The following is a 23686-nucleotide window of genomic DNA, read 5'->3' on the forward strand; positions in this document are numbered from 1 at the left end:
CCCTTCTCGTTTACGCCTCAAGCTGCGCTTTACGGGAGAGCGTCGGCTGGGCAACAGGTGGGAGAGCGGAACGCGCGAGCCGGAGAGCCAATGTCTAGAATGAGGCAGTGCCGATTGTGGATGTTCTCCGAAGGACTTGCATAAAAGTAAACCGATGATAACATCTGGCGTTGTGAGTTTACTAAAGCTAACTTGATTGCTCAGCTTTCAGAAAGGATGTGCCCATGGCCCCGATTTCCCGCCGCACCTTCGCGGCCTTCCTCGCTACTGTCGCCCTGACTCCCATGCTCGGCGGCTGCTCCTCTTCCAGCGGTTCCTCCGCAGAAGGAGAGGCCGCCACGACGACCGACGGCAGCACTTCCGGCACCGATGCGGCCGCAGGCGCAGCCACGCGCACGGTGGACACCGACAAGGGCCCGGTGGAGATTCCGACCAACCCCCAGACCATCGTCAGCGACTACTACCTCGGCGAGTTCCTGGCCGTGGACGTGAAACCGGTCATCGCGAGCCCCTATGCCTTGAACAACCCCTTCCTCGCCGGGCTGTGCGACGGCATTGAGGCGCTGAACACCACCTCGGCCGAGACCTCGCTCGAGATGATCGCCGAGAAGCAGCCGGATCTCATCGTCACCATCACCGAGGCCGACTACGACAAGTACGCCAAGATCGCGCCGACGGTCTACATCGCCGATGGCACGCGCACGGACGAGGATCTGTTCCGCTACATCGCCGATTTGGTGGGCAAAAAGGATGCCGCCGAGGCGTACATCGCCGAGTTCAACGACAAGGTGGCCACGGTGAAGGACGAGATCGTGGGTATCGTGGGCGACCGCACCGTGTCCATCCTGGAGGTGTGGCCCCAGGAGATCTACACCATGGGCAGCCACTTCGCCCGCGGCGGCTCCATCCTCTACGACATGTGGGGGCTGAAGGCGCCCGAGGCCATCCAGGGCCCCATGGTAGAGGGCGACGAGGCCTACAAGGTGATCTCCGTGGAGGCGCTGCCCGACTACGCCGGCGACTTCATCTGCTACGGCGTGCTGGACGGCGCGGACTCGGCCTATGTGGACGACTCGCAGCTGTGGAAGAACCTGCCCGCCGTCAAGGCCGGTCGCCTCATGCCCTACGAGCAGGTGGCCTTCATGCACCGCGACCCCATCACGCTCACCAACCAGCTCGAGGCCTTCACCGACTTCTTCCGTGCCCATGCGGATGCGGCGGCCTAGCAGGGACGCTTCGTGTCGCGCCTCAGGACATCGATCTTCCTGATCGGGGGAGTCGTCGCGGTCGCGCTGGCCGCGGGGCTCTCCCTGTTCTTCGGCAGCACCCCCATCCCGCCCGACCAGGTGCTGGGGGCGCTCTTCTCGCCGGACATGGCGAACCAGGAGCACGTGGCCATCCTGGAGCTGCGCGGGCCCCGTACGGTGGGCTGCATCCTCGTGGGGGCGGCCTTCGCCGTGGCCGGCGCCATCATGCAGGGCGTGACCCGCAACCCCCTGGCCGACTCGGGGCTTCTCGGCATCAACGCCGGGGCCGCCTTCGCGCTGGCGCTTTGCTTGGCACTTCTGCCGGGCATGAGCTTCGCCGGGGTGGTGGGGTGCTCGTTTGTAGGCGCCGCCTTCGCCCTGGCCGTGGTCTTCGGGGCCGTGAGCTTCCGCCGGCGCAACGTGGATCCCGTCCTGCTGGTGCTGGCCGGCTGCGCCGTGGGGCTGTTCCTCACGGCGCTCGCCCAGGGCGTGGCCATCTTCTTCAACATCGGCTACTCGCTCACCTTCTGGACCGCCGGCGGCGTGGCCGGCATCCGCGCCGATACGCTGGCCATGACGGCGCCGTTCATATTGGCGGCGCTTGTGGCCTCTTGGGTGCTGGCGCGGCGCGTGACGGTGCTCTCGCTGGGCGAGGAGGCCGCCTCGGGGCTCGGCGTGAACGTGGGGAAATCCCGCACGCTGTGTCTGCTCGTGGTGCTCGTTCTGGCGGGGGCGGCCGTGGCCCTGGCCGGCCCGGTGGCCTTCGTGGGCCTCATGGTGCCGCACATGGTGCGCCGCTTCGTGGGATCGGACTACCGGGCCGTCATCCCCGCCTCAATGGTGGGCGGCGCGCTGTTCATGCTTCTGGCTGACGTACTCGCCCGCACGCTCATGGCGCCGAGCGAGATTCCCATCGGCGCCATCTTTGCCATCGTCGGCGTGCCGTTCTTCATTTGGTGCGCGCGGAGGGAGGCGAGCGGCCTTGACTGAGCGAAAGAAACGGCTGCGCACGGGCGCGGTGCTGGCGATCCTCGCCGTGTTGGCGCTTTTGGCCCTGTGGTGCGACATCAACGCCGGCTACCGCAGCATCTCGTTGGAAGAGCTGGGGCAGATCCTTTCCGGCACGGCGAGTCAGAGCCTCACCTACACGCTGGTGGACTTGCGCCTGCCCCGGGTGCTCACCTCGCTTCTGGTGGGCGTGGGGCTGTCGCTTTCCGGATGCCTTCTGCAGGGCGTCTCCCGCAACGACATGGCGGATCCCGGCGTGCTCGGCATCAACGCCGGCGCAGGGCTGCTCGTGGCCGCCTTCATCGTCTTCGTGCCCGCGGGGCTCTTCCCCTCCGCGGTGGCCCTCCCGGTTCTCGCCTTCGCGGGCTCGGCGGCCGTGGCCTTCCTCGGCTGGCGGCTGTCGGTGGTGCGCGGCGCCTCCAGCCCGCGGCGGCTGCTGCTCATCGGCGTCGCTTTGGCCACGGGGCTCTCCAGCGCCACGTCGCTCCTCATGCTGCGCATGTCCGACGGCGACTATGCCTTCGTGCAGAATTGGATCGCCGGCAGCATCTGGGGCGCCAGTTGGGAGAATGTGGCCATCCTCGCCGTGGGGCTGGCACTGCTCACGGCCGGCGCCCTCTACGCCTCGCGCACACTGAACGTGCTGGGACTCGGCGAGGCAGCGGCCACAGGGCTCGGCGTGAACGTGCCCCGGGCCCGCGCTGCCCTCACCGCCGTGGCCGTGGGGGCATCGGGGCTCGCCTGCGCCGTGGGCGGCGGCCTCACCTTCGTGGGGCTCGTGTGCCCGCATATGGCGCGGCGCCTCGTGGGGCCGAACTTCCGGACGCTCGTGCCGGCATGCGTGCTCGTGGGCGCGGTGCTCATGCTTCTGGCCGACATCATCTCGCGCACGCTGCTCGCCCCCAACGAGATTCCCGTCGGCATCGTGGCGGCCGTCATCGGCGCGCCCTATTTCCTGTACCTTTTGGCGAGATCCTAGGAGAAGGTGACGCTTGTGAAGAAGCCGAACGCAGCGGATTTCCTCGATTCCTTCCGCGAAGACGCTCCTGAAGCGCCCGAAGTCGTCGATGAGCCTCTGTTCTGCGGGACCTGCGACCGCACCTGCGAGAAATTCGCCGACGCGGCCCTGCGCGGCGAGGCCGTGTCGGTGGGCTACGGCGACCGCGTCATCATAGAGCCCATGGACGTGGCCGTGCCCGCCGGCGAGATCACCTCCATCATCGGGCCGAACGGCTGCGGGAAGTCCACGCTTTTGAAGGCGCTCTCGCGCACTATGCCCCTGCGCGGCGGAGCGGTGTACCTGGACGGACGCGCCATCGCCGAGATGCCCACGGCCGAGGTGGCCCGCAAGATGGCGCTGCTGCCCCAATCGCCCCAGGCTCCGGCGGGGCTCACTGTGGGCGAGCTGGTGGCGCTGGGCCGCTACCCGCACCAGAAGGGCTTCGGGCGCCTGACCGACGACGATCGGCGTATCATCGACTGGGCCCTTTCCATCACGCATCTGGGCGACTTCGCCGCGCGCCCCATCGACGCCCTTTCCGGCGGCCAGCGCCAGCGCGCCTGGATCGCCATGGCGCTCGCCCAGGACACAGGCCTCATCCTTCTGGACGAGCCCACCACCTACCTGGACATGGCCCACCAGCTGGAGGTGCTGGAGCTTCTGCAGGCGCTCAACCGCGACCAGGGCAAGACCATCGCGCTCGTCATCCACGAGCTGAACCTGGCCGCCCGCTTCTCCGATTGGATGATCGCCCTGAAGGCCGGCGCCATCCGCGGCGCGGGCACGCCGGCCGAGGTGATGACCCCGGCCCTCCTGCGCGAGGTCTTCGGCCTGGACGCCCTCATCGAGCCCGACCCCTGGACCGGCCGCCCCAGCCTCGTGAGCTACCGCCTTGCGGGGGAGGAATAAACTGCTGGACGCTCTGAAGCTTTTGGACGAACTCTCTGGCTAACTTTTCATGGGTGACCTTTAGGCGAACGCGAGGACCTTCTTCTCTTCGGCGCACTGCATCAGGTAGAGGTTTATCAGGTTCTGGTAGGGGATGCCCGTGCGGGCGGCCTCTTCCTTGAAGTAGTCGATGGCTTCCACGTCGATGCGCATGGTGACGGGACGGCACAGCCTCTTCGCGTAGGGGTTGGGCTTAGAATTGGTGAAATCGTACTCAGCTCTCATGGCAATACCTCCAGTAAGCTCGTTCCTTTTTGCAGCTTACCGCCCGTCTTCGTTCTGTTCGCTTGAATTCAACGCGGCGCATACGAGGTCGTCGTAGAGTCCCTCGTCCTCGGGGGCGTCCATCCAGGCTGGAAGGACGGTGATGCCTGTGGCGGGATTCGGCCGCAGCGTCTCCCGGCCGCTCAGGGCGGGGGAGGGCTCAGGGCGCAGATCGAAGGGGAGGCCGCCCACCTCGACGGACTTGCGCATGAAGAGGTTGAAGGCCTCGCTCAGGGAGAGGCCCCATCGGTCGTAGACGCGCCGGGTCTGTCGCTTCAGCTCGTCGCTCGTGCGAAACTTGATCTCGGCATCCTTCGTTGCAGTTGGCATGGTGCACCTCCTTGTTGTGGCCCTAATGTTACCACAAAAGGGTATTCATCTGAAACAGCGGCAGTGGGCGATGCTTTACTGTCAGCATTGGCTCGCCACATATCCCGCCCGCGAAAAAATCCTGGTGGTGTTGCCAACCTGTGCTAAACTTGCCGACATGCTGTTAATGAAGCGCACATATACATGCCTGGGGGGGGGTCTCACCGCTAAGTCGGCCCGACCCCTCGCGCGCTAGCGTAGCATTCCCGCGGGACGCGTTCCCGCAGCAACCGAGTAGATACAACCGAATAGAGAGCTTCGAGGCCCAAGGGTTCTTGGGTTCTTTTGCGCTTTGGAGCGGGAAGGGGCCATGAGCGGGCTTTCCACGACTTTATCGATCTGATGGACTGAAGCAGATATCCGAGAAAGGAAGGTAGGCACGTATGTTCTGTCCTAAGTGCGGGAGTGAGATCGCGGAGGGGTCGGCCTTCTGCGGGAAGTGCGGGGCGCCGGTGGGCGCCCAAGCGGGCGGTGCGGCCCCGACCAAAAACGCGCAGGGCACGGCTTCCGGAGGCTCTGGGGCCGGGGCGCCGGCATCCAAGAGGAACGGCGCCAAAATCGGTGCCATCGCAGCCGTTGCCGTAGTTGTGGTGGTGCTTGTCGCCGGGTTCGCGACGAACTGGTTCGGGCTCGCCGGAGTGCAGCCCAAGGAGGCGGTGGAGGTTCCCGCCGCGAGCCAGAGCGCGGACGGTGCACAGGATGCGAACGCGACCGATGGTCAGGCTGCCGATGCCGGCGAGAGCGCAGGCGATGCTCAGGGTGGCCCTCAGGCCGCTGCCGATGTCGTGGTGAAGTCGGCCGTCGAGGCTTACACGTGGGACGAGCTCTCACAGATCTCGGCCGAGATCGGCTCGGCCGGCGACGAGGCGGCTGCCATCGAGGTAGCCAAGAAGTACAACCTGTGCACGCCCGAGGGCAAACTCGACGGCACGCAGGTGAAGTCGGTAACGCTGGCCGACGGTACCCAGACCACCGTGCAGATCGTCGGCTTCGCCCACGACGACAAGACCTCAGGCGGCAAGGCCGGCATCACGTTTGTCTTCGGGGGTCCGCTGGTAAATCAACCTTTGCCTATGAACGATGATGATTCCATCGGTGCTGAAGGTGGCTGGGAAAGTTGCTCTATGCGAAGGTATTTGAATGGCGATGGATTGCTGATGCTTCCGGAGGAATTAAAGACCATTGTGGTTCCAGTTGACAAACTTACTGATAATAAAGGCCATGAAGGAGATAGCGAAGTCTCCGTGTCGTCGGTGTCAACGACCTCAGACTATCTGTGGCTGTTCTCGAATGTTGAGCTTAGTGGGGTCGTGCCTGAATGGTCAGAAAATGAAGCGGCAAACGAGGTCTTCGATGCGGAGGGCTCTGAATACAAGTTATTTCGCGATATGGGGGTAAGCTACCTCGAAGCCAATGCAATTCTTGAAAGAAGCTTTGAAGGAGAGCAAATATGGTGGTGGATGCGTTCCCCCAATCCTTACAACTCGGGTTACTTCTCGTTCGTTAGAGCAGAGGGGGCTCCTCATGACGCTACATATGCCGGTGCTGATCTTGGCGTAATTCCAGGCTTCTGTATATAAACCATCCAACCATCTAGACACTTCTCCCTGTGTGCCATGGGGAGGGGCAGAGAGGGTTCCAGATGGGCAACGTACCCCATCGAAACGCGAACCTTCGGTGGGGCGGAGAGAAGGAAAGGGACGCGCATGGGATTTCTGGACAACGTGGCCTCGGCGGTGAGCCGGAGGGCGGCGGCTGCGGGGCGCGGCGCCGACAAGATCAAGCTGAACGCCCGCATCGGCGAGCTGAACCGCCGGCAGCAGAGCCTGGCCGCCCAGCTGGGGGCGAGCCTGTACGAGGCCGCGGCGAACGAGAAGGACGGGGAGTAGCCATGTTCTGCACCAATTGCGGCAACCAGATGCCGGACGGTTCCAAGTTCTGCACAAAGTGCGGCGCTCCGATGGGCGCCCTGGCGCCGGAGGTTCCGGCAGAGGGTGCGTCCGCGGGCGGCGCGGACGCCGGGGACGCTCCCGCCCATGGCGGCGCGACCCAGGGAGCGGCTGCTGCTGCCGGCCCTTCGCCGGCCCCTTCCAAGAAGAAACCTACCGGACTCGTCGTAGGCATAGCTGCGGCGGTCGTGGTGGCGCTGGCGGCGGTGGGCATCGCGGTGGCGAACTCATTCGTGGCGCCCGCCCCCGAGCCGGAATCGGCCCCCGTGGAGGCACCGGCGCCGGAGCCCGAGCCTGCGCCCGAGCCGGAGACGCCTGCCGAGCCCGAGCCGGCTCTCGCCATTCCGAACCGCTACTTCATCTCGAGCACCAACTTCCATCCAAGCGGCACTTACGACGTGTGCCTCACCGATCTCGAGGGCAACGAGGTCGTCTTCGAGAACCCCGACATGAGGCCCATGGGCGGCTTCTCGGAGGGCAAGGTGCTCGTCACGTGGGAGACGAGCGAGTACGACGAGGAATGGGACACCGAGTTCGACGAAATGATCCACTATGGCCTGGTGGACGATACGGGCGCCCTGGTCGTCGACCTTACCGATCTCGTCCACGGCTACGGATACACTTTCCAGGGCAATCTACAGGATGCATCGGTGACCAACTCTCCCACTTACGCCGACGGACGACTCGTTCTCTTCATCGAGTGGAGCGGCGGCAGCTACGGAGCCGTCGTCGTCCTGGACGAGCAGGGGAAGGTCGTGTTCACCGTCGGCGACGCAGAGGCCTTCCAGTTCGCCGACGAGGGCGCGGCCGGCCGGGAATTCACCTACAACCTCGCCATGATGAATGCCCCCGACTGCTATCGAGACGGCGTCCTCGCACTGCAGGGCATCGACGGAGCCATGTTCCTCGATGTTGACGGCAACGTCCTCTACCAGGCCGAGGGCTACCCGACTTCGATCGGCGGCGGCTGCGTCATTCCCGACGATTCTGGTACCGTGGTGACGGACTACGCGAGCAACGTGCTGTTGGACATCGCCTCGTTCAATGTGGAGGGCGACATCGACGGCGCGGCTTTCACGGGCGACCAGGTTTCGTCGGGCGGCGTGGTGTGCGTGCGCGCCGAGAAGGTGAACCCCCACGGAGGCGCCAACAAGAATCTCGTGGGGCTGTACAGCGTTTCCGCCAAGAAGTGGATCGTTCCTTTGGCCGAGGGTTCGCTGAGCTTCACTGCCGCCGACGGCCTCGTCTACGTCACCGCGGACTCGAAGGAGCGTCTGATCGAGGGCTACGGCGCCGAGGGTGACGGATCGTCCGATGCGTACAGCTGTCTGATGGACTTGCAAGGCGCCATCGTCGCTGACGCCGCTACGCTGGCCGCCTCGGGGGCTGACCTTTCCGCAGATTTCGACGGGCGTTACCTGCAGGATGGGTACTGGCTTCTCGGGGAAAGGGAAGGGGGCCTTGTGGCCTACGCCGAGAATGGTAAGGTCGCGGGCATCGCGCCGGCTCCGGAGCACGGCGTCGATGTAACGCTCTATCCGGATACCGAGCCTTGCTACACTTGATGGTTCTGCGGCATCGACGCACAATTCCCCGCGAAGGGCCGCACGCAGCGGCCCTTCGTTTATAATCGGGGAAACGCTACGAAGGAGAAAGGCCGCACCATGACGGGCACCTACGAGAACGGCATCTATCGCGAGGGCGACGTGCGCCTGTCCGACCTGTCCGGCCGTCGGCGTCTGCCCATCGGGCGCGACGGGTTCGCCACAGCAGTGCAGGAGTCGGTGGTCATCGACAAGTCTCTGCTCATCGCCGACGTTCTCAACAGTTCTGCCGCCGTCACGCTGTTCTGCCGCCCGCGCCGTTTCGGCAAGTCGCTGAACATGACCATGCTCAAGTCGTTCTTCGAGATTCCCCCGGCGAGCGACCCGAACGCCGAGGACGCCGCCTATCTCTTCGAGGGCCTTTCCATTTGGGACGCCGACGACGGTCGCTATCGCGAGCATCAGGGCGCTTATCCCGTTATCTACATCAGCTTCAATCCGGTGAAGAAACAGTGCTGGGAAGATGCTTGGGGCGCCCTGAACCAGCTGATCGTATGGGAATACATCCGTCACGGATACTTGTCCGACAGCGCCGAGCTGAACGAACAAGAGCGCGCCTACTTCGAGCGTGTTGCGGGATGGGAGGCGGCGGACGGAGACATCGAGTCGTCCCTCATCAACCTCACTCGTCTGCTTTTCAAGCACCATGGGCGTCGCCCCGTCGTCCTCATTGACGAGTACGACGCGCCGGTCATGGCGGCTCGGGACAACGGGTACTACGACGAGATGGTCTCGTTTCTCAAAGGATGGCTTACGGCGGCCTTGAAGGACGGAGGGCAGGCCCTGGCCTTCGCGTGTCTCACGGGCGTGCAGCGCATCTCGAAAGAGTCCATTTTCTCTGATTTGAACAACTTGGTGGTGAACACCTCCCTCAACGCCAAGTACGACGAGCGCTACGGCTTCACGGAAGACGAGGTGCGCGCGCTCGCTAACTACCTGGGTCAGTCCGCTCACTTCCCCGAGATGCGCCAATGGTACGACGGCTACCGCTTCGGCTCGGTGGATGTGTACAACCCTTGGAGCGTGCTCAACTACTTCGACAACGATTGCGAGTGCGCGCCCTATTGGGGCAACACGTCTTCGAACGCGCCCATCGCCGCTATGGTGCGCGGGGGAGACGCGCGTCTGATGCGGAAGGTGTACGAGCTGCTTAAGGCGGGCGGGTCGGTGGAGGCCGCCCTCGATTTGTCGGTGGTGTTCGGCGATTTGGATGCCCGCCCCGAGGCCCTTTGGTCGCTTTTGTACCTTGCCGGCTATCTGACCACCGACGATACGGAGCAGCCCAATTCGAAGGACGTCGTGCGGCGGCTGCGCATTCCCAATTTGGAGATCGCGTCGCTGTACCGTAGCGAGATTATCGACCGTTTCGCGCAGATCGCCGGCGGTCGCGACTGCCTCATCGACCTTCACCGCGCGCTTGTCGACGGGGACGCCGGCCTGCTCGCCGAGGAGCTGGAGGACGTGCTGCTGAACTCGGCGAGCTTCTATGACCTTACGAGCGAAAACAGCTACCACATGCTTTTGGTGGGCCTTCTGTTCGGGGTACCCGGTTACGGGAACCCGGCCTCGAATCGCGAGGCGGGGCGCGGGCGCTTCGACATCCGGCTGGCTCCCGAGCGGGCGGGGCTACCGGCGGTCACCCTGGAGCTGAAGTTCGAGCACGGGGCCGACGCGTCCCGCCTTCAGGTGCTGGCCACCGAGGCCCTGGCCCAGATAGAGGCGCGGGCCTACGACGCGGACACGGCCAGGGGCGGCGCGGGCGCTCCGTCTACGGCGGGCAGCCTGCGCTACGGCATCGCCTTCTCCGGAAAATCTCTGGCTGTGGTCGTCGACCCCAGGCCTTCATAGGCCACGACGTTTCGGAGTCCTCGCGGTGCCATTCGGCTGTCGTCTTCGGCCGCTTATTTTTGTGCAGATGCATACCTAGCAAGGTGCCTTATGCTCAATTTCGACCTTTAACGGACGGTACCGAGAGACCGGCAAGGTGCGATGAGCGAACTTCATCTTGTGTGCTTGTAAGCGCTCCCGTCCAAGGCGGGAGCGCTTTTTTTGCGGGCGCTGCCGAGGGGCGGACCGTGCTTTCGCGAGAGTGCGGAGACGCGGGGACGGCAAGGAGCCGGGAGCACGTGAGACGAAAATGAGCGAGTCGCGGAAAGGACGGATGCTTTGAGCAAGATTGCGGAGAAGATGCGGGCGGCCACGTCGAAACCGGCGGCCGTGCCGGCGCTGCTCGTGCTGGAGGACGGCGCGGTGTTCGCCGGCACCTCCTGCGGCGCGCCCGGCGAGGCGTTTGGGGAGATCTGCTTCAACACCTCTTTGGAAGGCTATTTGGAAATCGCCACCGATCCCTCCTATGCGGGGCAGATCGTGGTGCTCACCTACCCCCAGGTGGGCAACTACGGCGTGAACGCCGACGACGCCCAGGCGCAGCACCCGGCCCTGCGGGCGCTCGTGGTGCGCGACCTGTGCCCCACGCCCTCCAGCTGGCGCAGTCAGGAGAGCCTCGGCGACTACCTCGCACGCGAGGGCGTCGTGGCCATCGAGGGCATCGACACCCGCGCGCTCGTGCGCCACATCCGCGACCATGGCGCCCAGCGGGCCGTCGTTTCCACCACGGACGCGGATGTCGCCTCGCTGCTCGAGAAGGTGCGCCGAAGCCCGTCGCTCGTAGGCGTGAACCTGGCCGCCGACGTGTCCTGCGACGGCGCCTACTCCTACACCGCCGCGAACCTGCCCGCTTTCCATGGCTTCGCCCTGGCCGCCCCGGCCGAGCCCCTCTTCAAGGTGGTCGTCTACCACTGCGGCGTGAAGCGCTCCATCTTGGACGACCTGGTGGCCTCGGGCTGCGAGCTCACCGTCGTGCCCTGGGACACTCCGGCCGAAGAGGTGCTGGCGATGAGCCCCGACGGCGTGTTTCTCTCCAACGGCCCGGGCGACCCGGAGGCGGTGGGGGAGACCTATCGCCAGGCCGAGAAGCTGCTGGGCCGCGTGCCGCTGTTCGGCATCTGCCTGGGGCACCAGATGATGGCCAAGGCCGCCGGCGCGGAAATCGACAAGCTGAAGTTCGGGCACCACGGCGGCAACCACCCGGTGCAGAACCTGCTCACCGGGCGCGTGGAGGTCACGGCCCAGAACCACGGCTTCTGCCCCCGCTTCCAGAGCCTCGGCGCGCTGGTGCCCGAGCTCTCCGGAGGTGCGACCGAGCACGTGGAGGACCTGCGCGAGTGGGGCCGCAAGGGCGTGGCCCCCGTCGCGGCCAACGAGCGCTTCGGGCGTATTCGGCTCACCCATGTGAACCTGGACGACGGCACTGCCGAGGGCTTCGCTTTCCTGGACGTGCCCGCCTTCAGCGTGCAGTACCACCCGGAGGCGGCGCCCGGCCCCACCGACGCCCACTACCTGTTCACCGCCTTCGCTCGCCTCATGGAGGGCCGTGAGGACTACCTGGACATTGATATCGCGACCGACCGCCTGTCCGGTTGGAAGTTCGGAGCTGACACGGAAGGGGAGGTGGCGTAAATGCCCAAGCGCGACGACATCAAGAGCATTCTCGTAATCGGCAGCGGCCCCATCGTCATCGGCCAGGCCTGCGAGTTCGACTACTCCGGCGCCCAGGCCTGCAAGGTGCTGCGCGAGGAGGGCTACCGGGTCATTCTCGTGAACTCGAACCCGGCCACCATCATGACCGACCCGGAGCTGGCCGACGCCACCTACGTGGAGCCCATCACGCCGGCCTTCGTGGAAAAGGTCATCGCGAAGGAGCGCCCCGATGCGTGCCTGCCCACCCTCGGCGGCCAGACGGGCCTGAACACAGCGGTGGAGCTGGCCAAATCTGGCGTGCTCGAACGCTATGGCGTGGAGCTCATCGGCTGCGACGTGGACGTCATCGAGCGCGGCGAGGACCGCAAGCTCTTCAACGAGCGCATGGCCGACCTCGGCATCGAGGTTTCGCGGGCCGGCTACGCCTACTCCGTGGAAGACGCCCTGCGCATCGCCGGCGAGCTCGGGTTCCCCGTGGTGCTGCGCCCGTCGTTCACCATGGGCGGCGCCGGCGGCGGCATCGCGCGCGATGCGGACGAGCTTGTCCGCATCGTCTCCCAGGGTCTGGAGCTCTCGCCGGCCGGCGAGGTGCTGGTGGAGGAGTCCATCGAGGGCTGGAAGGAATACGAGATGGAGGTCATGCGCGATGCGGCCGGCAACGGCATCATCGTGTGCTCCATCGAGAACCTGGATCCCATGGGCGTGCACACCGGCGACTCCATCACCGTGGCCCCGGCCCAGACCTTGACCGACCTGGAATACCAGCGCATGCGCGCCGCGTCGCTCGCAGTACTCGAGCGCGTGGGCGTTGCCACGGGCGGCTCCAACGTGCAGTTCGCCGTGCACCCTGAGACGGGCCGCATGGTAATCATCGAGATGAATCCCCGCGTGTCGCGCTCCTCGGCCCTGGCCAGCAAGGCCACGGGATTTCCCATCGCGAAGGCGGCGGCGCGCCTGGCCGTGGGCTACACCTTGGACGAGATCGTGAACGACATGACCGGCACCACGCCGGCCTGCTTCGAGCCGACCATCGACTACTGCGTCGTGAAGGCCCCGCGCTTCGCCTTCGAGAAGTTCCAAGGCGCCGACGACACGCTCACGACCCGTATGAAGGCCGTGGGCGAGGTCATGGCCGTCGGCCGCACTTTCGAGGAGTCCCTCGGCAAGGCCCTGCGTTCCCTGGAGACGGGCCGCGCCGGCTTCGGGGCCGACGGGAAGGGGGAGGAGACGGCGTTGACCGACGAGGAACTCTTCGCCGCGCTCTCGCGCCCCACGGCCGAGCGCATCTTCTTGGCGGCCGAGGCCCTGCGCCGCGGCATGAGCGCGGAAGAGCTGCACGAGCGCACGGCTATCGACATGTTCTTCTGCAATCGCATGGCCGACATGGTCGCCGTGCAGGAGGCCCTGCGCGGGTGCGCCCTGGAGGATATGGACGCCGAGGCCTTCCAAGTAGCGAAGCGCTACGGGCTCTCCGACGCCGAGATCGCCGTGCTCACCGGCTCCGACGAGCGCACGGTGCGCGCCTGTCGCAAGATTCTTGGCGTGCGCACGGCCTTCAAGACCGTGGACACCTGCGCGGCGGAGTTCCCCACGAAGACCGCCTACCATTACAAGACCTACGACGCCGACGAGTCCGAAGTGGCGCGCAAGGAGCGCCCGCGCGCCCTCATCCTGGGCGCCGGCCCCAACCGCATCGGTCAGGGTATCGAGTTTGACTACTGCTGCGTGCACGCCAGCTACGCGCTGGCCGACGCCGGGTACGAGACCATCATGGTGAACTGCAACCCCGAGACGGTCTCCACCGACTACGACACCTCCGACATGCTGTTCTTCGAGCCGCTCACCTACGAGGACGTCATGGACGTCATCGACGCGACCGACCCCGACGGCGTGGTGGTCACCCTCGGCGGCCAGACGCCGCTGAAGCTGGCCCGCGCTTTGGAAGAGGCCGGAGTGCCCATCATGGGCACGAGCCCGGATGCCATCGATCTGGCCGAGGACCGCGACCGGTTCGCCGCACTGCTCGACTCGCTCGACATCGCCTACCCGCGCTCGGCCATGGCCTCGGGGCTGGAAGAGGCCCGCTCTGCTGCCCGCGAGATCGGCTATCCCTTGCTCGTGCGCCCCAGCTACGTGCTCGGCGGCCGGGGCATGGGCATCGTCTACGACGACGCGGGGCTCGCGCGCTACGTGGCCGAGGCGACCGCCGTTTCCCCGGACCACCCCGTGTATCTGGACAAGTTCCTGGAAGGCGCCGTGGAATGCGACCTGGACGCCCTGTGCGACGGCGAGGACGTGTACATCGGCGGCATCCTGGAGCACATCGAGATGGCCGGCATCCACTCGGGCGACTCGGCCTGCTGCCTGCCGCCCTTCTCGCTGTCGGCGAAGGTGCAGGACGAGATGGCGAGCGTCGCCCGCAAGATCGCCCTGGCCCTGGGCGTGCGCGGTCTGGTGAACATCCAGTTCGCCGTGAAGGACGGGGTCGTCTACGTCATCGAGGCCAACCCGCGGGCGAGCCGCACGGTGCCCTTCATCTCGAAGGCGACGGGCGTGCCCCTGGCAAAGCTCGCCAGCCGCATCATGGCGGGGGAGAAGCTGGCCGCGCTGAAGCTTCCCGAGCATTTCGCGAAGCCGGGCCGCTACTTCGTGAAGGAGGCCGTCATGCCCTTCGGCCGCTTCCCGGGGGCCGATGCGCTCTTGGGGCCGGAAATGCGCTCCACCGGCGAGGTCATGGGCATCGCGGAAAGTTTCCCGGCGGCCTATATGAAGACCCAGATGGCCATCGACTACGCCGAGCCTGAGGGCGGCATGGCCTTCATCTCCGTGAACGACCAGGACAAGCGCGCCGTGGCCTTCATCGCCCGGGAACTTGTGCGCCTCGGCTTCTCGCTTCTAGCTACCGAGGGCACCTCGGCCGTGCTGCGCGCCTCAGGCGTGCCCTGCGAGGTGACCGGCAAGATCCACGAGGGGAAAAGCTCGGTGGTGGACGCCATTGCCGCCGGGGAGATCTCGCTCATGATCAACACCCCGCTCGGCGTGGCCACCCGCGACGACGGCTACGAGCTGCGCCGCGCCGCCGTGCGCCACGGCATCACCTACGCCACCACCCTGGCCGCCGCCCAAGCCCTCATAGCCGGCATGCAGGCCGCCCGTGCCGGCGAGCTGGATGTGGCGCCTTTGCAAGAGCTGTAGTTCTAAGCTTATCGGAGGAGTAGCAAAGCAAGAGGCTGTTCCTCCATGCAAATCTCCTAGGATTTCTGCTCGTTGCGACGTAGCGAATTCGATAATCGATTTACCATGCGTTAGAATATCACCAAATGCACTTTTCCGCCGACGCGACAGGAGAGCCTATGACGCTTTGTAACGAGAACGCGCCCATTCTGGTGAACGAAGAGATGGGGTGCAACATCTGGCTCATGACCGTGCGCGCGCCGGAAATCGCGGCGACGGCGCGGCCGGGGCAGTTCGTGCACGTGAAGGTGCCGGGCATGGAGGCCCACATCCTGCGGCGCCCTTTCGGCGTGTACGCGGCCGATGCGGAGGCGGGCACGGTGGACATGATGTACCAGGTGCTCGGCTTCGGCACTGAACACATGACAGAGCTCGCGATCGGCGACACGGTGGAGATGATCGGCCCCATCGGTCGCGGCTGGCAGCCGCCCGAGGGCTGCAAGCGCGCGCTCATTGTGGCCGGCGGCGTGGGAAGCGCGCCGTTGTATCCCTTGGTCGAGGAGCTGACAGCGGCGGGCGTTGCCACCGACGCCATCCTCGGCGCCTCCACCATCGACGCGCTGGTGGCCCGCAAGCGCTACGGGGCCGTGCTCGGGTGCGAGCCGGCCTGTTCCACCGATGACGGCACCTACGGCCGCGCCGGCTTCTGTACGCCGCTCGTGGAAGAGGCCCTGGCGGCGGCCGCGGCGGAGGGCGCGCCCTACGACTACGTGGCCTGCTGCGGCCCGGAGCCCCTCATGAAGATCGTGGCCGGCATGGCGGATGCGGCCGGCGTGTTCTGCGAGGTGTCCATGGAAAGACGCATGGCCTGCGGCGTGGGGGCGTGCCTGTCCTGCGTGGTCGATACGGTGGACGGCAAACGCCGCGCCTGCGTGGACGGCCCGGTGTTTCCTGCGAGCGAGGTGGTGTGGTAATGCAGCGCAAACCGAAAGAGACGAGCGTCAACCTGTCCGTGAACCTCGGCGGCATGGCCATGAAGAACCCGGTCACCGTGGCTTCGGGCACCTTCGGAGCCGGCATGGAGTACCACGACTTCGTGGACGTGGCGGCCCTGGGCGCCGTCACCACCAAGGGGGTGTCGCTCAACGGCTGGGAGGGCAATGCGAGCCCCCGCATCGCCGAGACGGCCTCGGGCATGCTGAACTCCATCGGGCTTCAGAACCCCGGCGTAGCGCACCTGAAGGAGGTGGAGCTGCCGTGGCTCGCTTCCATCGGCGCCACGGCTATGGTGAACGTGTCGGGACACTCCTTCGACGAGTACGTGGCCGTCATCGAGGCGCTGGAGGAGGCGTCAGTGGCCGCCTACGAGGTGAACATCTCCTGCCCGAACGTGGACGCCGGCGGCATGACCATGGGCTGCCACGTGCCTTCCGTCGAGAAAGTCGTCTCCATGTGCCGGGCGGCCACCAAGCGCCCGCTCATCGTGAAGCTCACGCCGAACGTCACCGATATCACCGAGATCGCGAAGGCCGCCGAGGCCGCTGGAGCCGACGGCATCTCGCTCATCAACACGCTGCTCGGCATGGCCGTGGACGCCCGCACCCGCCGCCCGAAGCTGGCGCGCGTGGTGGGCGGCTACTCGGGGCCGGCCGTGAAGCCCGTGGCCCTGCGCATGGTGTGGCAGGTGGCTCAGGCCGTTTCCGTGCCGGTGCTCGGCATGGGCGGCGTAACCACCGGTGAGGACGCCGTGGAGTTCATGCTGGCCGGCGCTACCGCCGTGGCCGTGGGCACGGCGAACTTCGTCAATCCCACCGCCACGGTGGACGTCATTGACGGCATCATCGACTACTGCGAATCCCAGGGCGTCAAAGACGTCAACGAGCTGATAGGAGCCCTGCAATGCTAACCGCCTTCGATTCCGTTCCCGCTCGCGACCGCGTCATCGTGGCGCTCGACTGCGACGCTTGGGAGGCCATAGCCCTGGCCGACAAGCTGGAGGGGCATGCGAAGTGGCTCAAGATCGGCATGACGCTGTACTACGCGGAGGGCCCGGCCATCGTGAAGATGTTCAAGCGCCGCGGCTTCAACGTGTTCCTCGACCTGAAGTTCCACGATATCCCGCACCAGGTGCAGGGCGCGGCGCGCTCGGCGGCGGCCAGCGGGGCCGATATGCTCACCATGCACACCGTGGGCGGCACCGCCATGATGGAAGCGGGTCAGCGCGGCGCCGAGGAGGGCGCGGCGGAGTACGGCGGGGACGTGCCGGCGACCCTCGGCATCACGGTGCTCACCTCCATGAGCCCCGAGGCTCTTGCGGCCACGGGCGTCGCCCGGCCCCTGCCCGAGCAGGTGGCGGCCCTCGCGGCCCAGGCCAAGGAGGCGGGCATCTCCGGCGTGGTGGCCTCGCCCCAGGAGGCGGCTGCCTTGCGCGAGATCTTGGGGCCCGACGCCTTCATCGTCACTCCCGGCGTGCGCCCGGCCGGCGCCGCCCTGGGAGACCAGAGCCGCGTGGCGACGCCCGCCCAGGCCTTCGCGAACGGTGCCTCCCACATCGTGGTGGGCCGGCCCATCACCGAGGCGCCCGATCCCGTGGCGGCCTTCGAGGCCATCGCCGCGGAACTGGAGTAGCTCCAAAGCGTTTTATCCCTGAATAAGGCCCGTGTATAGCCGATAATTAGGAAAAAATGCCGCATTTATTGATTCCGAGTAAATTAGGTGTTGATTCCTCATCAATGCGTGGTACTATGCCCTCAGCCCGAACTGGAAGGAGAACAGAAATGGCAATTCCCCAACTCAGCCCCGAGGCCCGCGCTGAAGCGCTTGAAAAGGCAAAGGCCGCACGCATCAAGCGGGCGGAGGTACGAGAAGAGCTGAAGACGGGCAAGCTCACCGTCGCTCAGGTTCTCGATATGCGCGACGACCCTGTCGTGGGCCGTATGAAGATTTCCACGCTCATCGAGACGCTGCCAGGCTACGGCAAGGCCAAGGCCGAGCGCATCATGAGGGAGCTGCAGATCGCCGAGAGCCGCCGCATTCGCGGTATCGGCGAGCGTCAGCGCGAGGCTCTGCTTGCGCGCCTGTCCAAGTAGAACGTCAACGTCACAAAGGAATTCATGAGACACGGAAACCTCTTCGTCGTAAGCGGTCCGTCCGGGACCGGCAAGGGAACGCTCATCGCGCGTCTTCTCGAGGAAGTGCCCGACGCTTGGTTGTCCGTCTCCGCCACCACAAGGCGCCCTCGTCCCGGTGAGGAGGAGGGCGTCAGCTATTACTTCCTCACGAAGGAGGAGTTCTTGAGCCTGGCGGAGGAGGGCGGCTTTCTGGAATGGGCCGAGTACTCCGGCAACTGCTACGGCACTCCGCGCGCCTCGGTGGAGCGCGAGATGGCGGCGGGACGCCAGGTCATTCTCGAGATCGAGGTTCAAGGAGCGCTCCAGGTGCGCGAGAAGATGCCCGAGGCGCACCTCGTGTTCATCGAGCCTCCCTCGCTCGAGGAGCTGGAGCGGCGCCTGCGCGGGCGCGGCACCGAGACCGATGACGTGGTGGATATGCGCATGCGCACCGCTCTGGTGGAACTTTCCCAGAAAATGGAGTATGATTATCGGCTTGTGAACGACGATTTGGACGAGGCCACTCGCCAGCTCGTCGCTTACGTCAACGAAATCGCCGAGCAACAGTAAGAGGATATCCGCCCTATGAGCATTATCGAACCGAAGATCGACGTCCTGCTTGACCGCACCGACAACGACCGTTTCCTTCTGTGCGCGCTGGCTTCCAAGCGCGCCCACGACATCAACGACATGATGCGCGGCCAGCGCGATCGCGCCATCCAGCTGCAGACGGCCGTGGAAATCGCCCGCGCCGCCGACACGAAGCCCTTGTCCATGGCCTTCAACGAGATCGCCCGTGGCGAGGTGAGCTACGACCCCGAGTCGATCGACGTGAAAAACCACTAAATGGAAGAGTTCCAGAGAATCATTCTCGTGCACTATCACGAGATCGGGCTCAAGGGACGCAACCGCGGAGTATTCGAGAAGCGCCTTCAGAAGAACCTGGAGGCGCTTCTTGGCGCGTATCCCGTTGTCACCATCCACCGCATCTCCGGCCGCCTGCTCGTTTTTTTGCGGGAGGGAACCACGCTTGAGGTGGCCAACCAGTGCACCGATGCCATTCTGGGCGTGCCCGGCGTGGCCCGCGCATCCTGCGGCTTCAAGTGCGACCTGGACATCGAGGTCATGGGGCGCGCTGCCTGCATCGCCCTGGCCGAGGCGGAGCCCTTCTCCTCCTTCAAGGTGTCCGCGCGGCGCAACCACACGGTGTTCCCCATCGACTCCATGCAGATGAACCGAGACATCGGGGAGGTGCTCTGCGAGCGGTTCCCCGAGAAGCGGGTGCAGATGAAGGGCCAGGACGTCACCGTGGGCGTCGAGGCAGTGGAGGGCACCGCCTACGTGTACGCGCGATCCGTCCGCGGGATCGGCGGCCTACCCGTGGGATCCTCGGGGAAGGTGGTGTGCCTTCTGTCCTCGGGCATCGACTCGCCTGTGGCCACCTGGCGCATGGCCCGCCGCGGCGCCGTGCCCATCGGCGTCCATTTCTCGGGACGCCCCCAGACTTCCGATGCCTCGGAGTACCTGGTGGACGACATCGCGCACGTGCTCGAGCGCACCGGCTGCATCGGGCGCGTCTACGTGGTGCCCTTCGGCGACTACCAGCGCGAGATATCCCTCTCCTGTCCGCCGTCTCTGCGGGTCATCCTGTACCGGCGCCTCATGTTCCGCGTGGCCGAGGAGCTGGCGCGGCGGGAAGGGGCTGGCGCGCTGGTGACCGGGGAGAGCCTAGGGCAGGTGGCCTCGCAGACCTTGGACAACATCCGCGCCACGAACGACGCGGTGGAACTGCCGGTGCTGCGGCCGCTCATCGGCTCGGACAAGCTGGAGATCATCGAGGCGGCCCAGGAGCTGGGCACCTTCGAGATCTCGTCCATGGACGCTCCGGACTGCTGCACGCTGTTCATGCCGCGCAATCCCGAGACCCACGCGAAACTGGAGGCGGTGCGCGAGGCCGAGGCGGCTTTTCCGGTTGACGAGTGGGTGCGCGCCCTCGCCGATGCGGCCGAGCCCCACGACTACGCCTGCCCGGCCTACAAGCCGCCAAAGAAGCGCGAGTAGAGCCGTTCCCGTAAGCTCTTCAGCTGCAAATCCTTCGTAGGGGGCGACCTTGGTCGCCCCTTTTTGTCATGCGCGCCTTTCCCCCTTGCGAGGGCAGACCTCGGTCTGCCCCTGCGGATGGCGCCGAAGAGCGCGGAGGGGACGGAAGCGGGACGCGATGGGGGTCGGCGCGGGGAACGAATCGGGACATTCCCGCGTCATTTTTACGGTCGTGCGCGCGTATCCTCTTCCCAACTCGGGAGAAGGAGGAGCCATGGCCTTTCAAGACAGCGCGGAATCGCTCGCGGAGAAACTGCACCTGAGCCGCGTCCCCCGGCCCGTCTTCGCCGCCATCGCCCTTGTCCTGGCGCTCGTGGTCGCGCTCGCCGTTTTCGCCTTCGCGACGTCGCCCGGCAGTGGCTTCGAGGTGACGGCGGCGAGCGACGAGACGGCGGCGCGGTCGGCGGAAGATGCTGGAGAGGAGGAGGCGAGAGCCGATGGGGCGGGCGGCGGCAGCGACACCTCGCCGGCGCCGCCGGCCGCGGACGGGGAGGACGTGGTGCTCCCTGCGGGAGGCGATGCTACGGCGAGGCGCGTCTGCATCCATGTGGACGGCTGCGTGGCGGCGCCGGGCGTCTACTATTTGGAGGCGGGCAGTCGCGTCATAGACGCCGTGACGGCGGCAGGAGGAGCCACCGACGAGGCGCGGACCGACGCGGTGAACCTGGCCCAGGAGGTGCAGGACGGTCAGCAGATCGTCATCCCGTCGCGCGTCGACGATCAGGCGGCATCCTCGGGCGCGGCCGATCAGACGGCATCCTCCAGCTCGCAGGCTTCCGGCGGCCTGTCTCCTTCGGGAGACGACGGCCTCGTCAACATCAATACGGCCACGGCGGAGGAGCTTGAGACCCTGAAGGGCGTCGGGGCGGCAACGGCGGAGAAGATCATCGCTGATCGCGAGGCGAACGGGCCGTTTAAGTCCATCGACGATTTGACGCGGGTGTCCGGGATCGGCGAGAAGAAGCTTTCGGCCATGCGAGATCGGCTGTGCCTATGAGGGGCGAGACCGACAGCCGGCCGCCGCGCCCCTCCCTGCCGCCTTTGCTCGTGGCGGGGCTCGTTCTGTGGGCGACGACGGCGCTGCTCTGGCCGCCCTTGCGCCTTGTTCCTGCTCAAATTCTCCCTGTCGCGGGAACGACCGCCCTCGGCCTTGCGACACTGCTCGCCCCTCGCATCTTGCGAGGGGTCCGAGCCGGCGGTGTCCCGCTCGGGGTTCTGGCAGCGCTCGCCGTGCTGGCCTCCGTGGTTCTCTGCGCTTTCTGGGGCGGTGCCCTTCGCGGCTCCATGGCGCTCGCGGATGCCGAAGGGCGCAGTTTGGATTCGGCGGCCTGGCGCGTCGAGCTCACCGAGGATGCCCGTCGGGGGGACTTCGGCTGGCACGCCGAGGCTCGGCTCTCCTGCGAGGATGGTCGCACGCTGCGGGCGCGGCTCAACTTGCCCGAGGATGCGGCGCTGCTCCAAGGACAATCCCTGACGGTAGCCGGAGCGCTTCGTCCGCCCTCGGAGACTGCGGCGGAATACTATTGGGGCGCTGGGCTGGCGGCCTCTTTCACCGTGAGCGGAAGCGATTTCCCCTCAGAGGAGAGATCGCTTGACAGCACCCCTTTCGTCTCCCTGAGACAACGCGCCTTGGATCTCATCGACGCGCACGGGGGAGGCAACGCACCGCTTCTTCAGGCTCTTGTGTGCGGTTGGCGGCCGGCCATCGAGGAATCGGGGCTCTACGATTGCTTCAAGGCCGTGGGGCTGGCCCATCTCGTGGCGGTATCAGGGGCGCACCTCTCCATCGTGTCCCTGTTCGTAGCGGGAGGACTGAGGCTGCTGAGATGCGGACGCCGGGCAACTGCGCTGACGAGCGCCCTGTTCCTCATTGGCTATGTCGCCTTCACCGGGATGCCCGTCTCAGCGCTGCGGGCCGCGATCATGGCTGCGACGGGGTTGTTCTCCCTCTGGACCGATCGCCGCAATTCAGCCCTGAGCGCGCTGGGACTGTGCCTTTTGCTCTTCGTCGGGATCGACCCGTCTGCCGCACTCTCGGTCTCCTTGGCCCTATCGGCCGGATCTACCTTGGGGATCGTCCTGTTCGCCCCGCTGCTGTCCTCGGCCTTCGCAGGGCATCCGCATTTGAAGAGGGTCGTGGGCGACCCCATCGCTCTCACCGGCGCCTCAGCCTTGGCGACCCAGCCCTATGCGGCGGCGCTCTTCTCCCAGCTGCCGCTGCTGTCGCCGCTGGCCAATCTGGTCGCAAGTCCTCTGTTCGCCCTGGCATGCCTTGTCGGATTCGTCGCCGTGCTCGCCGCCTGCCTCGTTCCCGTCGCCGCGCCGTGGCTCATCGGCGTTGCCAGCACAGCCTGCGCGCCGCTGTCCCTCGTCGTGGATGCCCTCGCGTCGCTTTCGGGCACGTGCCTTCCCATCGACGCCGTCCCTTTGGCGGCCGCAGCACTCTCCTGCGGGCTCTGCCTCGCACTGTGGGCCTGGTGGCCGCGAGTGAGCATCAGGGGCCTGACGGCGGCGGTAACCGGCGCCGCCCTAATCCTCGGTCTGCTTCGTTTTCCCTTCGGCATGGCCTCCGACGCCATCGTCATGCTCGATGTGGGCCAAGGCGATGCCTTTATCGTGCGCAGCGGCGAAAACGTGCTGCTCATAGACACGGGCAACCAGGATGCCCTGTTGAAGGCCGCCTTGGCCCGCCAGCGGGTGGGGCGCCTCGACGCCGTGGCCGTCACCCACAGCGACGACGACCACTGCGGCTCGCTCCCGGTGCTCGGGGATGTGGCGCCGGCTGCGGCGCTCTTGGTGCCCGAGGGCCTTCCCGCTTGCGGTTGCCGGGCTTGCGCCGAGCTGATGGAGGCAGCGGAGGCGGAGGGACTGGCCGACGACCTCGTCGAGCTCTCCTTGGGTGACACGGTGCGCTGTGGCCGGTTCTCGCTGACGGTGCTGTGGCCGGAACGTTTGGCCGACGATGGAGGCAACGCCGACAGTCTCTGCCTGCTCGCCTTCTGGGACGGCGATGGCGACGGCGCGGCGGAGTGGACGGCCCTGTTTACGGGCGATGCCGAGGCCGAGCAGCTGGGTCAGCTGTCCGACAGGCTGCCAGCCGGCGGTGTGGACGTGCTGAAAGTGGGGCACCACGGCTCGAAAAAGAGCCTCGATGCCTCTTTGGCCGAGCGGCTCTCGCCCGCTGTGGCGCTCATCGGCGTCGGGGAGCACAACCGCTACGGGCATCCGTCCCGGGAGGTGCTCGACCTGCTGGACGCGTCGGGATGCGCCACCTACTGCAGCGACGAGGCGGGGGATGTGGTCGTGGCGTTTTCCGAAGATACGCTCACGGTTTCCGCGCAAAGGCAGGGGTAGTGCGGACGATGGGGTACAA

The 23686-nt window shown here is 66.2% G+C and carries 21 protein-coding genes; 19 read left to right on the forward strand and 2 right to left on the reverse strand.

Features of this window, described 5'->3' with window-relative positions; all coding sequences use genetic code 11:
* Positions 1–224: 224 nt before the first annotated feature.
* From ACW4LP_RS06640 to ACW4LP_RS06655, 4 genes are read left to right on the forward strand one after another with little or no spacing between them, the layout of a single operon-like run.
* The gene (locus tag ACW4LP_RS06640; protein ID WP_455803619.1) at positions 225–1226 is read left to right on the forward strand and encodes an ABC transporter substrate-binding protein; all 1002 of its coding nucleotides are present in this window, start codon (positions 225–227) and stop codon (positions 1224–1226) included.
* Positions 1227–1238: 12 nt separating this feature from the next.
* Complete coding sequence (locus ACW4LP_RS06645) at positions 1239–2237, forward strand: FecCD family ABC transporter permease (protein ID WP_455803620.1); 999 nt, start codon at positions 1239–1241, stop codon at positions 2235–2237.
* On the forward strand, positions 2230–3234 hold the full coding sequence (locus tag ACW4LP_RS06650; RefSeq protein ID WP_455803621.1) for a FecCD family ABC transporter permease: 1005 nt from the start codon (positions 2230–2232) through the stop codon (positions 3232–3234). Before ACW4LP_RS06645 ends, ACW4LP_RS06650 begins: the two co-directional genes overlap by 8 nt.
* A gap of 15 nt (positions 3235–3249) precedes the next feature.
* Positions 3250–4164: an ABC transporter ATP-binding protein gene (locus ACW4LP_RS06655; protein ID WP_455803622.1), complete on the forward strand. Its 915-nt coding sequence runs from the start codon at positions 3250–3252 to the stop codon at positions 4162–4164.
* 60 nt (positions 4165–4224) lie between these two features.
* Here the strand turns inward: ACW4LP_RS06655 and ACW4LP_RS06660 are convergent, their stop codons facing one another.
* Positions 4225–4428, reverse strand: a complete 204-nt coding sequence (locus tag ACW4LP_RS06660; RefSeq protein ID WP_302233788.1) for a CopG family antitoxin — start codon at positions 4426–4428, stop codon at positions 4225–4227.
* Between the two features lie 36 nt (positions 4429–4464).
* Positions 4465–4797: a type II toxin-antitoxin system RelB/DinJ family antitoxin gene (locus tag ACW4LP_RS06665; RefSeq protein ID WP_455803623.1), complete on the reverse strand. Its 333-nt coding sequence runs from the start codon at positions 4795–4797 to the stop codon at positions 4465–4467.
* A gap of 422 nt (positions 4798–5219) precedes the next feature.
* Between ACW4LP_RS06665 and ACW4LP_RS06670 the strand changes: the two genes are divergently transcribed.
* The 15 genes from ACW4LP_RS06670 to ACW4LP_RS06740 all read left to right on the forward strand — a co-directional run bounded on the left by ACW4LP_RS06670 (position 5220) and on the right by ACW4LP_RS06740 (position 23667).
* Complete coding sequence (locus ACW4LP_RS06670; RefSeq protein ID WP_455803624.1) at positions 5220–6416, forward strand: DUF6273 domain-containing protein; 1197 nt, start codon at positions 5220–5222, stop codon at positions 6414–6416.
* Positions 6417–6542: 126 nt separating this feature from the next.
* Positions 6543–6725 (forward strand): hypothetical protein, encoded by a 183-nt coding sequence (locus ACW4LP_RS06675; protein WP_455803625.1) that lies wholly within the window; start codon positions 6543–6545, stop codon positions 6723–6725.
* A gap of 2 nt (positions 6726–6727) precedes the next feature.
* Positions 6728–8350, forward strand: coding sequence for a zinc ribbon domain-containing protein (locus ACW4LP_RS06680; protein ID WP_455803626.1), 1623 nt, complete (start codon positions 6728–6730; stop codon positions 8348–8350).
* 99 nt (positions 8351–8449) lie between these two features.
* Positions 8450–10237 (forward strand): AAA family ATPase, encoded by a 1788-nt coding sequence (locus tag ACW4LP_RS06685; protein WP_455803627.1) that lies wholly within the window; start codon positions 8450–8452, stop codon positions 10235–10237.
* A gap of 318 nt (positions 10238–10555) precedes the next feature.
* On the forward strand, positions 10556–11908 hold the full coding sequence (gene carA / locus ACW4LP_RS06690) for a glutamine-hydrolyzing carbamoyl-phosphate synthase small subunit (RefSeq protein ID WP_455803628.1): 1353 nt from the start codon (positions 10556–10558) through the stop codon (positions 11906–11908).
* Positions 11909–15124 carry a carbamoyl-phosphate synthase large subunit gene (gene carB, locus ACW4LP_RS06695; RefSeq protein WP_455803629.1) on the forward strand — a complete coding sequence of 1072 codons (3216 nt, stop codon included), beginning with the start codon at positions 11909–11911 and terminating at the stop codon, positions 15122–15124.
* 158 nt (positions 15125–15282) lie between these two features.
* Positions 15283–16077: a dihydroorotate dehydrogenase electron transfer subunit gene (locus ACW4LP_RS06700; RefSeq protein ID WP_455803630.1), complete on the forward strand. Its 795-nt coding sequence runs from the start codon at positions 15283–15285 to the stop codon at positions 16075–16077.
* Positions 16077–17009, forward strand: coding sequence for a dihydroorotate dehydrogenase (locus ACW4LP_RS06705; RefSeq protein ID WP_455803631.1), 933 nt, complete (start codon positions 16077–16079; stop codon positions 17007–17009). The genes ACW4LP_RS06700 and ACW4LP_RS06705 overlap by 1 nt, the downstream gene beginning before the upstream one ends.
* The gene (pyrF, locus tag ACW4LP_RS06710; RefSeq protein WP_157011650.1) at positions 17003–17731 is read left to right on the forward strand and encodes an orotidine-5'-phosphate decarboxylase; all 729 of its coding nucleotides are present in this window, start codon (positions 17003–17005) and stop codon (positions 17729–17731) included. The genes ACW4LP_RS06705 and pyrF overlap by 7 nt, the downstream gene beginning before the upstream one ends.
* A gap of 149 nt (positions 17732–17880) precedes the next feature.
* Positions 17881–18192: an integration host factor, actinobacterial type gene (gene mihF, locus ACW4LP_RS06715; RefSeq protein WP_114539035.1), complete on the forward strand. Its 312-nt coding sequence runs from the start codon at positions 17881–17883 to the stop codon at positions 18190–18192.
* Between the two features lie 24 nt (positions 18193–18216).
* Positions 18217–18783: a guanylate kinase gene (gmk, locus tag ACW4LP_RS06720; RefSeq protein WP_022739953.1), complete on the forward strand. Its 567-nt coding sequence runs from the start codon at positions 18217–18219 to the stop codon at positions 18781–18783.
* A gap of 15 nt (positions 18784–18798) precedes the next feature.
* Positions 18799–19059, forward strand: a complete 261-nt coding sequence (locus ACW4LP_RS06725; protein WP_022739952.1) for a DNA-directed RNA polymerase subunit omega — start codon at positions 18799–18801, stop codon at positions 19057–19059.
* Positions 19060–20274, forward strand: coding sequence for a tRNA uracil 4-sulfurtransferase ThiI (thiI, locus tag ACW4LP_RS06730; protein WP_114539036.1), 1215 nt, complete (start codon positions 19060–19062; stop codon positions 20272–20274).
* 253 nt (positions 20275–20527) lie between these two features.
* Positions 20528–21310, forward strand: a complete 783-nt coding sequence (locus ACW4LP_RS06735) for a helix-hairpin-helix domain-containing protein (protein ID WP_455803632.1) — start codon at positions 20528–20530, stop codon at positions 21308–21310.
* Complete coding sequence (locus tag ACW4LP_RS06740) at positions 21307–23667, forward strand: DNA internalization-related competence protein ComEC/Rec2 (protein ID WP_455803633.1); 2361 nt, start codon at positions 21307–21309, stop codon at positions 23665–23667. The genes ACW4LP_RS06735 and ACW4LP_RS06740 overlap by 4 nt, the downstream gene beginning before the upstream one ends.
* Positions 23668–23686: the final 19 nt, after the last annotated feature.

It is taken from the genome of Adlercreutzia sp. CNCM I-6215 (assembly GCF_977072315.1).